Annotated in this window: 11 protein-coding genes; 7 read left to right on the top strand and 4 right to left on the bottom strand. The window is 66.1% G+C overall.

What is annotated here, in order from left to right; translation table 11 throughout:
* Positions 1-52 precede the first annotated feature (52 nt).
* The 3 genes from O3299_RS06570 (at position 53) to O3299_RS06560 (ending at position 2,857) form a co-directional block, all read left to right on the top strand.
* Entirely contained in the window at positions 53-745 is a 693-nt protein-coding gene (locus tag O3299_RS06570) for a tetratricopeptide repeat protein (RefSeq protein ID WP_077404279.1), read from the top strand.
* A gap of 128 nt (positions 746-873) precedes the next feature.
* Entirely contained in the window at positions 874-1,137 is a 264-nt protein-coding gene (locus tag O3299_RS06565) for a hypothetical protein (protein WP_289905037.1), read from the top strand.
* 280 nt (positions 1,138-1,417) lie between these two features.
* Positions 1,418-2,857: a catalase gene (locus O3299_RS06560; protein ID WP_289897978.1), complete on the top strand. Its 1,440-nt coding sequence runs from the start codon at positions 1,418-1,420 to the stop codon at positions 2,855-2,857.
* Between the two features lie 78 nt (positions 2,858-2,935).
* Here the strand turns inward: O3299_RS06560 and O3299_RS06555 are convergent, their stop codons facing one another.
* The gene (locus O3299_RS06555; RefSeq protein ID WP_305061844.1) at positions 2,936-3,268 is read right to left on the bottom strand and encodes a hypothetical protein; all 333 of its coding nucleotides are present in this window, start codon (positions 3,266-3,268) and stop codon (positions 2,936-2,938) included.
* A 210-nt stretch (positions 3,269-3,478) separates the two neighbouring features.
* Positions 3,479-4,657, bottom strand: a complete 1,179-nt coding sequence (locus O3299_RS06550) for a hypothetical protein (RefSeq protein ID WP_305061843.1) — start codon at positions 4,655-4,657, stop codon at positions 3,479-3,481.
* A 284-nt stretch (positions 4,658-4,941) separates the two neighbouring features.
* Here O3299_RS06550 and O3299_RS06545 point away from each other — a divergent pair, with 284 nt between their 5' ends.
* The 3 genes from O3299_RS06545 to O3299_RS06535 are packed head-to-tail and all read left to right on the top strand — an operon-like array spanning position 4,942 to position 9,817.
* Positions 4,942-6,957: a serine protein kinase gene (locus tag O3299_RS06545; RefSeq protein WP_305061842.1), complete on the top strand. Its 2,016-nt coding sequence runs from the start codon at positions 4,942-4,944 to the stop codon at positions 6,955-6,957.
* 2 nt (positions 6,958-6,959) lie between these two features.
* A complete protein-coding gene (locus O3299_RS06540; RefSeq protein WP_305061840.1) occupies positions 6,960-8,261 on the top strand; it encodes a DUF444 family protein in 1,302 nt (433 codons plus the stop codon).
* Positions 8,262-8,317: 56 nt separating this feature from the next.
* Positions 8,318-9,817: a SpoVR family protein gene (locus O3299_RS06535; RefSeq protein WP_305061839.1), complete on the top strand. Its 1,500-nt coding sequence runs from the start codon at positions 8,318-8,320 to the stop codon at positions 9,815-9,817.
* A gap of 269 nt (positions 9,818-10,086) precedes the next feature.
* Here the strand turns inward: O3299_RS06535 and O3299_RS06530 are convergent, their stop codons facing one another.
* On the bottom strand, positions 10,087-11,409 hold the full coding sequence (locus O3299_RS06530) for an SDR family oxidoreductase (protein WP_305061838.1): 1,323 nt from the start codon (positions 11,407-11,409) through the stop codon (positions 10,087-10,089).
* A complete protein-coding gene (locus O3299_RS06525) occupies positions 11,409-12,731 on the bottom strand; it encodes a nucleotide sugar dehydrogenase (RefSeq protein WP_305061837.1) in 1,323 nt (440 codons plus the stop codon). Before O3299_RS06525 ends, O3299_RS06530 begins: the two co-directional genes overlap by 1 nt.
* Positions 12,732-12,944: 213 nt before the next feature.
* Between O3299_RS06525 and prsT the strand changes: the two genes are divergently transcribed.
* Positions 12,945-15,728, top strand: a complete 2,784-nt coding sequence (gene prsT, locus O3299_RS06520) for an XrtA/PEP-CTERM system TPR-repeat protein PrsT (RefSeq protein ID WP_305061836.1) — start codon at positions 12,945-12,947, stop codon at positions 15,726-15,728.
* Positions 15,729-15,731: the final 3 nt, after the last annotated feature.

Raw genomic sequence — 15,731 nt, 5'->3', positions numbered from 1 at the left:
CGAGGGCCGGAACAAGCGCAGTTCCGGCCCGTTTTGATGAAAGCTGATCACAATGAAACACGCACTCTCCCTGCCCGCCGTCGTGCTGGCCGCCGTCCTGGCCGCTTGCCAGGCGTCGCCACCGCCCACGGCGGCGGAAATCGAAGCCGTCGCCATGCATGCGCGCCAGGCGGGCGACCACCAGGCCGAGCGCAAGGTGCGCAGCTGGGCCGGCAAGGACATGCCCGTCGCCGAGCGCGAACTGGCGCTGATTTACCAGCCCCGCGCCGAACGCCGTGCCGAGGCCTTGAGCCTGTTCGAACAGGCGGCCCGCGCGGGCGACACGGAAGCGGCCTTCGAGCTGGGCCAGATGCTGCGCGCAGCCACGCCGGCCCAGGCCTGGCTGTGGTACCGCCAGGCGGCGCAGCAAGGCCACGCGAAGGCGGCCCTGATGCTGGGTTTGCTTGCCGCGAATGGCGAAGGCGTACCGAAAGACCCCGTGACCGCCGCGCACTGGCTGGACAAGTCCAGCGAGCTGGGCAATCCGCACGCCATGTTCCTGCTGTACAACGCCTACCGCGAAGGCCGCGGCGTGCCGCGCGACCTGGCGAAAGGCCGCGAATTGCTGGAAGAAGCGGCCCACCACGAATACCCGCCCGCCATCCAGGAACTGGCCATGACGGTGCAAGCGGACGACGCTCTGCGCGCCGGCCACCTGATGAAGGAAGCGACGGAGCACCGGCACAATAACTGGAACAAGTTTTAAGCCAGGTCAAGGCCGGCCCATATTGCCAAATGGAATGCTTGCCGGTGGCATAAGCTTACCTGGCACGGACAGCTGTTCGCGCACAATTTTATCGCGAGGCAGGCATGGCAGATCACCGGTTGGGCCCCATGACAAAGAGCGACTTGCAGTTCAGCTATCCGGATGGCCCGGCGGCGGGCGACGACCCGGCGCAGCGCGGCATCCCCGACAGCACCCTGCTGAACCGCCACGAATGGTATGAGGTGCTGTACAGCTGCAACAGCTGGTCCGGCGGCAGCCTGGCGACGGCGCTCAAATGCGAACGGCTGATCCAGCGCCACTTGCCCGCCGACATACGCGGCCATGCCGCCGTGCTGACGTGGCTGCGGGCGAACTGGGCCCAATATCGCTGATACCGCCAATACCTATCGCCAATACGTCGGAAATCACGCTGCGCTTTGCGCCAGGTCAATCGTGTTGGGCTGGACAAGGCCGAGAGGCTATGATGGGCAAGCCGCTTCCCCGGACGCGGCGGGGCTGTTGCCGGCTCCGAAATGGATTACACTGAATTTGCTTTTTAGAAATTTGTTACTCTGGACCAGCCTCGGTGAGCACGTCGTACACGCTCAGCCCAGCCAGTGTTTGGGTAGGCCCTGGCTCGTCCGTTGACCTCCCCTATAAAGAAAGAGTCCAATGAAAAAGCTGACCACCGCCTTTGGCGCGCCCGTAGTCGACAACCAGAACATCCAGACGGCCGGCCCGCGCGGCCCCGCCCTGCTGCAAGATGTGTGGTTCCTGGAAAAGCTGGCCCACTTCGACCGCGAAGTCATCCCCGAGCGCCGCATGCATGCCAAGGGTTCCGGCGCGCACGGCACATTTACCGTCACGCACGACATCACGCGCTACACGCGGGCGAAAATCTTTGGCGAAGTGGGCAAGCAAACGCCGATGTTCGCGCGCTTTTCCACGGTGGCGGGCGAACGGGGGGCGGCGGACGCGGAACGCGATATCCGCGGCTTCGCCCTGAAGTTTTATACGGAAGAAGGCAACTGGGACCTGGTCGGCAACAACACGCCCGTGTTTTTCATGCGCGATCCCTTGAAATTTCCCGATTTGAATCACGCCATCAAGCGCGACCCGCGCACGGGCTTGCGCAGCGCCAACAGCAACTGGGACTTCTGGACCTCGCTGCCGGAAGCCCTGCACCAGGTGACGGTGGTGATGAGCGACCGGGGCTTGCCGCGCAGCTTCCGCCACATGCACGGCTTCGGCAGCCATACCTTCAGCTTCCTGAATGCGCAAAACGAGCGTTTCTGGGTCAAGTTCACCTTTAAAACCCAGCAAGGCATCCAGAACCTGACGGATGCGGAAGCGGAGGCGCTGGTGGGCAAGGACCGCGAAAGCTCGCACCGCGACCTGTATGAAAGCATCGAAAACAAGGATTTCCCCCGCTGGACCCTGTACGTACAGATCATGCCGGAAAAAGAGGCAGGCACGTATCACCTCAACCCCTTCGACCTGTCGAAAGTGTGGCCGCACGGCGACTATCCGCTGATCGAGGTGGGCGTGCTGGAACTGAACCGCAATGCCGACAACCATTTTGCGGAAGTGGAGCAGGCGGCCTTCAATCCGGCCAACGTGGTGCCCGGCATCAGCTTTTCGCCGGACAAGATGCTGCAAGGCCGGCTGTTCTCGTATGGCGACGCGCAGCGCTACCGCCTCGGCGTCAACCACAGCCATATTCCCGTCAACGCGCCGAAATGCCCGTTCCACAGCTATCACCGCGACGGCCAGATGCGGGTCGACGGCAACCAGGGCGGAACCTTGGGCTATGAACCGAACAGCGAACAGGAATGGGCCGAGCAGCCCGATTTCCGCGAGCCGCCGCTCAGCATCGAAGGCGCGGCCGACCACTGGAACCACCGCGTCGACGAAGATTACTATTCGCAGCCGCGCGCCCTGTTCCGCTTGATGACCGCGGCGCAGCAGCAAGCCTTGTTCGACAACACGGCGCGCGCCATCTCGGGCGCCTCGGAGCAAGTCAAGCAACGCCACATCGGCAACTGCACGCTGTGCGACCCTGCCTATGGCGCGGGCGTGGCCGCAGCGATCGGTCGCCTGAGCCCAGGCTGACAGTAAACACGGAAGGCCTGGCGACAGGCCTTCCGCCACCATCCGCGGCCGGAGGCCCCCGCCGCCAGGCCCGCTTGCCTAGCGGCGCTGGATATCAATCTGGCCAGTGATGCTCGTTTCCACCGGATAACCCTCGACCTGCAACGGCACGCGCCGCTTGACGGACGAGTCGCGCAGGTACACGACGAGCGCTTCCGTGCCCACGGCCGTCTGCCCCAGGCTGACGCCTTCCACGCCGTCGATGGCCATCAGCGCCCGCTCGTTGCGCCGCCGGGCCGCTTCCAGGCGGCCGTGCGGCGCGGCCTGGGCATGCTGCCCCAGGCCCTGTCCAGGGGGGGCATCCGGCAAATACGGCATGGCGGCGTCCTCGAAGACGGCATATGGCGATTGTGCGAACTTACTGTTTGACATGACACACCCTCCTGATATGACAAACCCTCCCGATGCCTTGCATGATACACCCGGCCAACCGGCACTGCAGCACGCTTCGCCGGCCAAGACCATGCGCGGCCGCCGCCCTTGAGCAAGACTTGAGCAATACTTGACCAAGATACTCATCGTGCAAAAAACAGCGTCAGGCAAGGCGGTGCGGGGCCGCCCCGCCGGCTCTTGAAGGCGCGCTCAAGTGTACAAATTGATGTCGAGCGCCACCACCACGCGCCGCATCTGGTTGGCAAACGTGATGTTGCCGCCGCCGGCAAACAGCAGGCCGACGGGATTGCGCTGCTGGTTCCAGGTCCAGATGGACGAGCCGGAATCGCCGCCCGCGCTGAACGCCCCGCTGACGCCCGTGATGGCGATCTGGTCCTGGAACAGCGCGATCCTGCCGCCGCCGTAATTGACGTTGATGGTGGCACCCAGGCCCGTGATGCGGCCCTGCGTCAATTGCGTCGTGCGGCCGGACTTGCCGACCATCATGCCCAGTGCGGGTGCCACGAGCGCATTGCTGATGCGGAAGTACGCGGGCACGCCGCCGCTCAGGTAGACCAGTTCGGGACGCACCCTGTCTGGCCAGGCCCAGCCGGTGGCGCAATCGACAAAGTTGACGCCGCCGCTGAAATTGATGGGCACGAAACGCTCGAGCACGGCGACCTGGTCTTGCGGGCAGCGGCCGCCGTCGATGGGGCCAGGCTGCACGATGCAATCGTTGAACACGCCGCCGTTGGAATTGGCCAGCACGTGATTATTGCTAAGAATCATCAGGCGGCTGTTGCGCGGCGCGCTGCGCCCCACGGCCAGGCAGCCGATGGTGCCGGCCGTGATGCGGAAATGCCCGACCGACACGCCGCCCGGCGCGGGGCGCAGGCGGAAACGGTGGGGCTGCGCATCGATCACGCCCGTGACGACGATGTTGACGGGCACCTTGTCGCTGGCCACGGCGCGCACGCCCATGGCCCCCACGATGGCAGCCTTGGCCCGGTCGACGGAAGTGGGCTCGGCCACGTACAGGGTCAGTGCCGGCAAGCCCGGCTCGCCGGACGAGCTGTCGCTGGCGCCCTCGCCCAGGCCGATGGACACGCCCTGGATATTGCCGCTGTCGCTGAAGGCGTCGGCCGCGCGCGCGCCGCCCGCTTGCGCGATGCTTTGCCGCATGCCATCCTCGATGCTGCGCTTGATTTCCAGCAATTCCATGCTGACACCGCTCAGGGCGTCGGGCACATCCGCGACGGACGCGCTCTCGATCGTATTGTCGTCTTCGCCGGGGATGGAAAACTGGCCGACGGCCTCTTCATCATCCGCGCTCTGTCCCCTGCCGCTGCTGCCGGGCGGGGCGCTGAAACCATTCTCGTTGCCTATCATCGTGTTCTCCTCGTGGGTCGCCGCAAGCTTCCAGTGTGGACGCGCTGCGCGGGCCGGTATTGATCTGGATTGAACCGCGCGGATGCCAGGCTGCCCTGCCCCAATGGGGGCCAGCGAGTACAAAAATAGTTCCCTCGTCAAGGTTGAGCGGGATCAGGCGTGCGGGCAGAGGCGCCGCCGTATACTTGGCCGACAGGCTGGAACCGGGCCTGCTCCACGGCAGCAACGCCAGCAACAGCAAGGATGGGGAAACAATGACGAGCCCTGCAATAACGAGCCCTGGTATGACACGCCAATCCGACGACGCCCCTGCGGTAGCGGCCTCAGCCGGCGCCAATACAGCCGCCGACAATACGACGGACGCCGGTGGCGCGGCCCAGCATGCGGGTTTCGTGCACGGCATGGCGGCCTGGGCGGAAAAACACCGCATCACGCCCTGGCGCGGCAGTTTTGCCGACTTCCTCGAGCAAATCCTGCCCGGCCGCGCCGCACTGCTGACGCGCAGCGCGCACCGGTACCTGTGGGACATGATGCGCTGGAATGGCCAGACCGACGGCAACGGACGCTTCCGCTGCCGCCTGTTCGACGACGAGCTGTTCGGCATCGACGAGGCGATCGACCGGGTCGCCGCCTACTTCAAGGCGGCCGCCGCCGGCTCCGAAGTGGGCCGCCGCATGTTGCTGTTGCTTGGCCCGCCATCGGGCGGCAAGTCGACCATGGTGATCCTGCTCAAGCGGGGCCTGGAAGAGTACAGCCACAGCAGCGAAGGCGCGCTGTACGGCATCGCCGGCTGTCCCGTGCACGAATCGCCGCTGCACCTGGTGCCGCACAGCATGCGCGCCGACTTTCGCGCCAGCTATGATGCCGAGCTGCAGGGCGAACTGTGCCCACATTGCCGCGCCCGCCTGGAAGAGCAGTATGCGGGCGACTTCCTGCGCATGCCCGTCGAGCGCATCCATTTGTCCGAGGCGGGCCGCTGCGGCATCGGCACGTATGCGCCGCACGATCCCACGACGGCCGACCTGGCCGACCTGGTCGGTTCCGTCGACCTGTCGAAAGTGGCGCAATACGGCGACGAAGGCGATCCGCGCGCCTGGTCGTGGTCCGGCGCCGTGTATGCGGCCAGCCGCGGCATGCTGGAAATGATCGAAATCCTCAAGGTCAAGCGGGAATTCCTCTACTTGCTGCTGACCTTGACGCAGGAAAAGAATGTCAAGGTGTCGCGCTTCCCCCTGATCTACCTCGACGAAACCATCCTCGCGCACACGAATCTGGCCGAATTCCGCAAATTCCTGCAAGAAAGCGAAAACGAGGCGCTGCTCGACCGCATGGTCATCGTGCAAGTGCCCTATACGCTCAATTACCGCGAAGAAGCGCGCATTTACCGCAAGCTAATCCTGGCGGCCGCGCCCGCCTTCCGCGACGTTCACCTCGATCCGCACGTGCTGCATGCGGCGGCCGTGTTTGCCATCCTCAGCCGCATGCCCGAGGGCGAGGACAAGGAGGCCGAGCTGGTCAAGAAACTGCGCATCTACGCGAACGAAGATGTCGACGACTTGCAGCCGGCCGACCTGCGCCGCATGCGCGAGCGCGACAAGTCGCCCGACGAGGGCCTGTCGGGCGTGTCGCCCCGCTTCGTCATCAATGCCCTGTCGCACGCCATCATTTCCGCCCAGCGCAACAGCCTGTCCACCATGGACGTGCTGCTGGCCCTGAAAGACGGCATCGAAAACGATGCGCGCATCGAACCGCGGCGCAAGCGCAAATGGGTCGATTACCTGGTGCTCACGCGCAAGGATTTCTATAACCGCTGGGTCAAGGCCGACGTGCACAAGGCCTTGTTCGTATCATTCGAGCAAGAAGCGCAAGACTTGCTGAACAAATATCTCGATGAAGTCGAAGCCATGCTCGACAACCGCCAGATCCGCGATCCCATCACCAGCGAAGAGCGCCGTCCCGACGAGCGCTTCCTGCGCGCCGTGGAAGAGAAAATCCACATCAGCGACTCGGGCAAGCAATCTTTCCGGCAAGAAGTGGTGCGCAAGGCCATGAGCGCCTTCAAGCGGGGCGAAGCGTTTGGCCTGGCCAGCCATGCGCCATTGCACGACGCCATCCAGCAATACCTGTTCGAGCAGCGGCGCGACGTGCTGCGCCTCGTCGGCTCGGCCAAGCGGCCCGACGACGACGTGCGGGCCAGGATATCCGCCGTCGAGCAGCGCCTGGTCGACGAATACGGCTATGACGCCCATAGCGCGCGCGAAGCGCTCAACTACGTGACCACCTTGCTGGCGCAGGAATAGCCATGGCCGCCACCACGACGCCAGGCAGCGGCACACAGGATGGCCATCCGGCCTGGGGGGATTCCACGGAACCCGCAGGCACCGCGGACCCCGCCGCCACGGCCGGCTCCGCCGGTTCCTCCGGCGCGGCGGCGGCGGGTGGCGCGCCAGCCCTGGCCCGGCCCTGGTACGCGCTGTTCTCGCGCGGCGCGCGCGACTGGCTGCGCCACAACCAGAAAGTGCGCGAAGCCGTGCAGGCGCACTTGCCCGAGCTGGTCGCCACGCCCGACCTGATCGACGGACCGCAGCAGCGCACGGTGCAAGTGCCCATGCGCCTGCTCGAACATGCGCGTTTCCGCCTGGCGCCCGCGCGCAGCAGCTTGGGCGCGGGCCAGGGTGACGGCCAGCCCGGCGATATCCTGCGCCCGGCCCGGCCCGCCGCCACTGGCGGGGCCGGCACGCAAGGTGACGGCGGCGATGGCGAGGGGGCCGTGCGCCTGCTGCTGGAGTTTCCCATCGACGACATACTCGACTGGCTGTGGGACGCCTTCGAATTGCCGCACCTGACGCCACGCCACCTGGGCGCCATCGACGACGTGCGGCTCGTGCGTAGCGGCCTGGACCGGCATGGCGCCCGTTCGCGGCTGGACCGGCGGCGCACCGTCAAGGAAGCCATCAAGCGGCGCGCCCTGCAAGCGCAGCCAGTGCCCTTCACCAATGAGGACTTGCGCTACCGCCAGGTGCTGCCGCAACCCCGGCCCAGCACGAACGCCGTCGTGTTTTTCGTGCTGGATGTGTCGGCCAGCATGGCGCAGCCCGAACGCAAGCTGGCCAAATCGTTCTTTTTCTTTGCCTTGCAAGGCTTGCGCCGCAGGTATGCGCGCGTGGAGACGCGCTTTATCGCCCATACGACGCGGGCCTGGGAATTTTCCGAAGCCGAGTTCTTCCAGGTCAATGGCATGGGCGGCACCATGGCGTCCACCGCCTTTCGCCTGAGCCGCGAATTGCTGCAGGAACACTACGCGCCGGGCCGCTACAACGCCTATCTGTTCTATGCCTCCGATGGCGAAAATTTCAGCGAAGACCGGGGGCCAGCCAGCGCGGCCCTGGGCGAACTGGCCGTCTTGCTTAACTATATGGGCTATGTGGAAACCGTGCCCGGCGTGCCGCGCAGCCTGGAAACTGAAATGCACAGCTTGTTCGCCGAGCAGGAACGGCGCGGCTTACCCTTGCACAGCAGCATCCTCGGCAAGAACGACGACGTGTGGGAAGCCATCCGCACCTTTTTCCGGCACGAGGCGGCCGATACGGAGGACGCGGCATGACGCGGCATGACGCCCCGCGCCACGCCAATATGGCCAGTATGGCCGATACGGCGAACATGGCGAACACAACTGGCCTGGACGGCTACGCGGCGCGCATCGAAGCGCTGGCGCGGCAACTGGGGCTGGCGTTCGCCCCCGTCGAGTTCGAGCTGGTGCCGGACAGTTTCATGGCCGAGATCGCCATCTATGGCTTGCCCGTGCGCATGCGCCACTGGTCGTTCGGCGTGCGCTACATCCACCAGCTCGTGCATCAAAAGATGGGCAACTCGCATATGTTCGAAGTCATGTTTCCCGGCGACCCTTGCCATGCCTACATGGCCGAACACAATTCCGTGGCGGAAAACACCCTCGTCACGGCCCACGTGCTGGGCCACGCCGATTTCGCCAGCCGCAACGCCCTGTTCCTGCGTTTCGGCGTCATGGCGGGCCAGCATATCCTGGAACAGAGCGCGGCGCGGGCGCAACGTCTGGAAATGGCGCTGCAACGGCACGGGCAGGAACAGGTGGAAACCGTGCTCGACGCGGCACTGGCGCTGGAGCAGCACGTGGACATCCACGCCGAGCTGCACCGCCCGCCCTATGCCGCGCTGTCCGGACCGGCCGGTGTCGCTGGCAGGCGTGGCGGCGCCGGGGGAGACGACCCGTTTGCACGACGCTACCGGCGCCTGCCCGGCGAAGCGACCGCGCTGGCGGCGCGCGAGGCGGCACGGGCGCGCGTGACGCAGCGCCCGCTCCTGCCGCCGCAGCCCGAATACGATTTACTCTGGTTCATCGCGCAACATGGGCCGGACCTGGCCGACTGGGAACGCGATATTTTCCTGGCCGTGCGCGAAGAGTCGTTTTACTTCTATCCCGTGTACGCCTGCCAGATCATGAACGAAGGCTGGGCCTCGTACTGGCATGCGCGGCTGCTGCGCGAAGCGGATTTCCTGCCGCCGGCCCTGTACCTGGCGGCCCTCAAGTCGCACTCCGACGTGGTGCGTCCTTACGCGGGCGAGCACCAGCAGGCGCTGGCCGTCAACCCCTATCACCTGGGCTTTTGCATGTGGGAACACATCATCGAGCGCGAAGGACTGGCGCGGGCGCGCCAGATTTGCCGCGACGACGATGACTGCAGTTTTATTCGCAACTATCTGGATGCCGAACTGGCTGACCGCCTGGGCCTGTTCGTGCATGAAAGCCGCCGCGACGGCGAAACGCGGCTGGCCAGCCGCGACTTGCGGGTCATCCGCGAAGCCATCCTGGCGCCCAAATACAACTATGGCGCACCGTGCATCGCCGTCACCCTGCTCAACGACGACGGCAGCCTGGTGCTGCGCCATGACCACCTGCGCGATGGGCGCGGCCTCGACCTGGAGCGGGCGGAACAGGTGCTGGCGTATATCGCCCGCGTCTGGCGCCGTCCCGTCACCCTGCATACGGCCGACTTCCGGGGCTCGCCCCGGGTGCTGCGCAGCAAGAGCGACGGCGTACCCGAGCCGCCCTCACCGACAGCGTCAGCAACAACGTCAACAGTAACGTCAGCAACGCCGACAGCGCCGCCCACGCAACGCTGAACGCCAGGCACCAGGCACCAATCGGTCTGGCGGTCTCGCGGCCGGGCAGGCGGCCGGACGGATGGCGAGCCTGCGCATCTGGCATGGGCATCTGGTAGACATATCTGGTATGGGTATCGGGTATGTATATCTGTATCTGATATGTATGTCAGCATGCATATCTGGCAATGAAAACATGCGAATGGCCAGTGCCGGACACGGACTCCGCCGACCGCCTGCGCGCGCGCCGCAAGCGCGGCCGGCACGTGCCGGCCTGGCCGGCGTGTTTTTCAAGCCCCGTCCGCCTGCGCCACATACCAGGCGATGGTGTGCCGCAGACCTTGCGCCAGGTCGTGCGTGGGCGCATAGCCGAGCAAGCGGGCCGCCTTGGCGATGTCCGCCTGCGAATGGCGCACGTCGCCGGCGCGAAACTCGCCGTACTGCGGCGCCTGCGGCACGTGCAGCGGGCAGGCGGCAAGCAGCATCTGCTGCATGGTGGCGTGCAGCTGCGTCAGGCTGGTGCGGGCGTTGACGGCCACGTTGTAGACCTGGTTGACGGCCGCCGGGTCCGTGCCTGTGGCGGCGAGAATATTGGCTTGCACGGCATTGTGCACGAAGCAAAAGTCGCGGCTGGTGGCGCCGTCGCCGTGGATGAGCACGGCCTCGTTGTCCAGCATGGCGGCGATCCAGCGGGGAATGACGGCCGCGTAGGCGCCCAGCGGGTCCTGGCGCGGACCGAAGACATTGAAGTAGCGCAGCCCCACCGTCTGCATGGCGTAGCAGCGCGCGTACACTTGTGCATACAGTTCATTGACATATTTGCTCAGGGCGTACGGCGACAGGGGCGCGCCGATGTGTTGTTCCACTTTCGGCAAGTCCGGATGGTCGCCGTACGTGGCGCTGGAAGCGGCATACACGAAGCGCCGCACGCCCGCCTCGCGCGCGGCGGCCAGCATGTTCAGGAAGCCGCTGACATTGACGGCGTGGCAAAGCAGCGGGTCTTCCAGCGAACGGGAGACGGAACCGAGCGCCGCCTGGTGCAGCACATAATCGACGGCAACGCCGTCACCGGAACTGTCCGGACCTGCACGGCCGTCCGGAGGTTCGCTGCCGCCGCCGCTTGCACCGGCGGCATGACCCGCATGGCGCCCGGCATGAGGGGCGCCGATGCTGGCGATGGCGGCACCTGCACCGGCGACGCCGCCTGCGCCTGCCATGCCGGCCATGCTGGCAATACCTGCCATGCCGTCGCCTGCCCCGCACGCGCGCGCGCACGCTTGCGGGTCGCGGATGTCGCCTTCGATGAAGGTGAAGCGCCGCCACGCCTGCTCCCCCACGCTGGCGCGCACCTGCTCCAGGTTGTGGCGGTGGCCCGTCATGAAATTATCGAGGCCGCGCACTTCCTGCCCCAGGTTCAGCAGGGTTTCCAGCAAGTGCGAACCGATGAAGCCGGCCACGCCCGTCACCAGCCAGCGGCGCGGCGCCTGCGCCAGCTGTGCGCAGGCCAGCGCATACGCGCCGGCAGCCGGGCCGCCAGCGATAATGCCTGTGGGAGCGCCAGCGGGGGCGCCTTGCGCCGCGCCCGCCGCCCGATCGAAGGCACCGGCCGCCATCACAGCCGCCACACGTGCAAGCCGCCGTCTTCCAACGGACGGGGGTCGAAATGCGATTTGATGTCGATGAAGCAACCGTTTTCCAACACCTTGGCCTGGAAATCCGCCAGCGGCCGCGCCAACAGGGCCTGGTGCGAGACGGCGCTGATGATGGCCTCGGCCCGCGGCAGCTGTTCCCAGCTTTCCAGGGTCAGGCCGTATTCTTCCAGCGCTTCGCGGCCATCGGCCACGGGGTCGTGCACGTGCACCTGCACGCCGTACGATTGCAGTTCGTGGATCATGTCGACCACTTTCGAGTTGCGCAAGTCCGGGCAATTTTCCTTGAAGGTCAGGCCCAGCACGTTCACGTGCGCTCCCTTCAGCTTGAAACCTGCCCGCACCATTTCCTTGATGGTCTTTTCCGCAACGAACTTGGCCATGCCGTCGTTGATGCGGCGCCCGGCCAGAATCACGTGCGGGTGGTAGCCCAGCATTTCCGCCTTGTGCGTCAGATAATAGGGGTCGACGCCGATGCAGTGGCCGCCCACCAGGCCGGGACGGAACGGCAGGAAATTCCATTTCGTGCCCGCCGCCTGCAGCACTTCCAGCGTGTCGATGCCGATGCGGTCGAAGATGATGGCCAGCTCGTTCATCAGCGCGATATTCAGGTCGCGCTGCGTGTTTTCGATCACCTTGGCCGCCTCGGCCACGCGGATGCTGGAAGCCCGGTGCACGCCCGCCTCGACCACGCCTTCGTACAGGGCGGCCACCTTGTCGAGCGTGGCGGCGTCGTCGCCCGAGACCACCTTGCGGATGCTGTGCAGGGTATGGTCGCGGTCGCCGGGGTTGATGCGCTCGGGCGAAAAGCCCACATGAAAGTCTTCCTTCCAGCGCAGGCCCGAGTGCTGTTCCAGGAGGGGGATGCAGATTTCCTCGGTGGCGCCCGGATACACGGTGGACTCGTAGATGACGATGGTACCGCGCCGCATGTGCCGGCCGACGGCCGCGCTGGCGCCGGCCAGGGCCGAGAAATCGGGATTGTGCGCGCTGTCGACGGGCGTGGGCACGGCCACGACGATGAAATCGGCCAGTTGCAGCTCGGCCGGATCGCAGCCGACGCTCAGCCCTTGCGCCGCCAGCAACTGTTCATGGCTGACTTCGCCCGTCGGGTCGATGTGGCGCCGGTAGCTTTCCACCTTGCGTGCCGACAAGTCGAAGCCTATCGTGCGCTGGCGCATGCCGAATGCCACGGCCAGTTGCAAGCCCACATAACCGAGCCCCACCACCGCCACCACGCCCGCCTTGCCATCCACCTTGCTATCCGCCTTGCTGTCCATATGCATGTGCTCCGTAGGGTTGCGGCCTGAGCATCGCCGTCCGGGAAATTCTACGGTCGCCGGTCCGGCCATTCTTGAGCGGGAACAAGGAACGCGGGGCGGCGGCCGGTGGGCGCGCGGAGAATCGGCGGCTTGTTGAGCGCAATCAAGGAGAGCGGCGGCCATCTTTTTAAGCTAGGCCATGCCGATCACTCATGCACGCCGCTACCGGAGACTTCCATGGCCCGTTCCCTGCCCCGCCCTTTCCCCGGCCTGCCGGCCGCCGCGCTGTGCTGCACCCTGCTGCTGCCCCTGCTGACGGCTTGCCACGGCACGCAGAGCAGCGAGACCCTGCTGGCCGACGCGCAGCAGTACCGCCAGAAAGGCGAAGCGCGCGCCGCCATCATCCAGTTGAAGAACTTGCTGCAAAAGGAGCCGGACAACAAGGCCGCGCGCTTGCTGCTGGGCAGCATCTACATCGACACGGGCGAAGCGCTGTCGGCCGAGAAAGAATTGCGCAAGGCAAAATCACTGGGCCTGGCGACGCAGCAAGTGATGCCATTGCTGGGCAAGGCCTGGCTGATGCTGGGCCAGTTCGACAAGGTGCTGGCCGAGATTCCCGACGATGCGGCGCAGCCCGCCAGCGTGCTGGCCCTGCGCGGCGACGCCTTGCTGGCCCTGGGCCGCCAGGATGAGGCGCGCGCCGTGTACGCGCGCCTGCTGGAAGCCCATCCGGACCAGCTCGAAGCCTTGCTGGGCCTGGCGCGCCTGGCGGCGCTGCAGCAGCAGGTGCCGGCGGCCGAGCTGCTGCTGGCGCAAGCGTTGAAAGGCGCGCCCGCCAACCTCGACGCCTTGCGCCTGCAGGGCGACCTGCTGCGCCTGCAAGGCAAGAATGGCGCGGCGCGGCTCGCCTACATGCAGATCCTCAAGATAAAACCGGACAATACCCAGGCGCACATCGACCTGGCCAACCTCGACATCCTGGAAAACCGCTACCTGGAAGCGGCGGCCCAGCTGGCCACGGCGCGCAAGACGGCGCCCAACAGCCTGGGCTTGCTGCAAACCCAGGCGCTGCTCGATTTCCGCGAAGGCAAGCACAAGGCGGCCTTGCAAGGCTTGCAACTGGTGCTCAAGGCGGCGCCCGACCACATGCCGTCCATCCTGCTGGCCGGCGCCGTGCAACTGGCGCTCGGCTCGCCGCCCCAGGCGGAAAGCTACCTGCGGCGCTTCCTGGCCGTGTATCCGCGGCACCTGTATGCCGTCAAGATGATGGCGTCGATCGAATTGATGCGCAACAAGACCGACGCGGCGATCGACTTGCTGCAGCCGATGCTGGCCGCCTTCCCCGAAGACGTGGAATTGCTGTCGCTGGCCGGCGAAGCCCACTTGCGCGCGCGCCAGTACGACAAGGCGACAGCGTATTTCGAACAGGCCAGCATCCTGGCGCCGGACACGGCCAGGCTGCACGCGGCGCTGGGCATCAGCCGCCTGGGCCAGGGCGAGAACGGCCGCGCCATCAGTGAACTGGAACGGGCCAGCATGCTCGACAAGAGCACGCCGCAAGCGGGCACCATGCTGGTGATGACCTTGCTGCGCAACAAGCAGAACGACAAGGCCCTGGCCAGCGTCAAGATGATGGAGCAACAGCAGAAAGGCACGAATCCCTTGCTGCTGAACCTGAAAGGCGGCGTCTACCTGGCCTTGCACGACTTGCCGGCCGCGCGCGCCAGCTTCGAGCAAGCGCTGGGCATGGACCCGGTCTACCTGCCCGCGCTGAATAATCTGGCGCAGATCGACCTGGTCGAGAAAAAGCCGGAGCAAGCCAGGCAGCGCTTCGAGCGGGCGCTGGCGAAGGCGCCGAAAAATGCCGACCTGTGCGCGGCGCTGGCCAAGCTGGCCGCGTCGCAGGGCAAGACGGACGAGGCGCGGCGCTGGCTCGAGCGGGCCCACCGCGACAATCCCGACGCCGTCGCGCCGGCCCTGCTGCTAAGTAACTTTTACCTGAAGACGGGCGCGCCCGACAAGGCGCTGGAACTGGCGCGCACCCTGCAGACGGGCCATCCGGGCGACGCCGATGCGCTGGCCCTGCGCGCCCAGGTGGAATACAGCGCCGGCCTGGCGCCGGCCGCGCTCGACAGCTACATCAAGCTGGCCAGCATACAGAGCACGTCGGCGCCCTTGCAGATGCGCATCGCCAGCCTGCACATGGCGCTGGGCGACCATCACAATGCGCTGCAAGCCGTCAAGCGGGCGCAGGCGCTCGATCCGGCCCTGCTGGAAGCGCGCGTGGTGGAAGTGGCCATGCTGCTGACCCTGAACCGCCAGCGCGAGGCGCTGGCCGTGGCGCGCCAAGTGCAGGAACAGCAGCCGAAGCTGGCGGCCGGCTACAAGCTTGAAGGCGACGTGCTGATGGAACAAAAGCTGCCGCAGCAAGCCGTCAAGCTGTACCAGCACGCCTTCGGCATCAGTCCCATCGGCCCCTTGCAAGTGCAGCTGTACCGCGCCTTGCAGGCGTCAGGACAGGAGCGCGAAGCCGATGCGCGCATGGCCGCGTGGCTGAAAGAGCATCCGGAAGACTTGCCGACGCGCACCTACCTGGCAGGCACCCGGCTGGCAGCCAAGCAATACCGCGCCGCCATCGAACAGTTCCAGTATGTCGTCGCCAAGGATGCGGGCAACGTGGTGGCCTTGAACGACCTGGCCTGGGCGTATCAGCAGGAAAAGGATCCGCGCGCGCTGGCCACGGCCGAGCAGGCGCTGAAGCTGGCGCCCGAGAATGCCGCCGTGCTCGACACCCTGGGCTGGATCGCGCTGGAGCAAGGCGACGTCAAGCGCGCCACGACGCTGCTGCGCAAGGCGGCGGGCCTGGCGCCCGCATCGCCCGAAGTGCAGTATCACCTGGGCGCGGCCCTGGCGAAATCGGGCGACAAGGGCGGTGCACGCAAGCAACTGGAACAATTGCTGGCCGCCAACAAGGACTTTCCGCAGCGGGCCGCGGCGCAGGCCTTGCTGACCCAGTTGTAGGCC

Source organism: Janthinobacterium sp. SUN176, from assembly GCF_030587335.1.
Taxonomy (GTDB): Bacteria; Pseudomonadota; Gammaproteobacteria; order Burkholderiales; family Burkholderiaceae_D; genus Janthinobacterium; species Janthinobacterium kumbetense.
The sequence above is the reverse complement of the archived record's forward strand: the minus strand, read 5'-3'. Positions and strand labels throughout refer to the sequence as shown.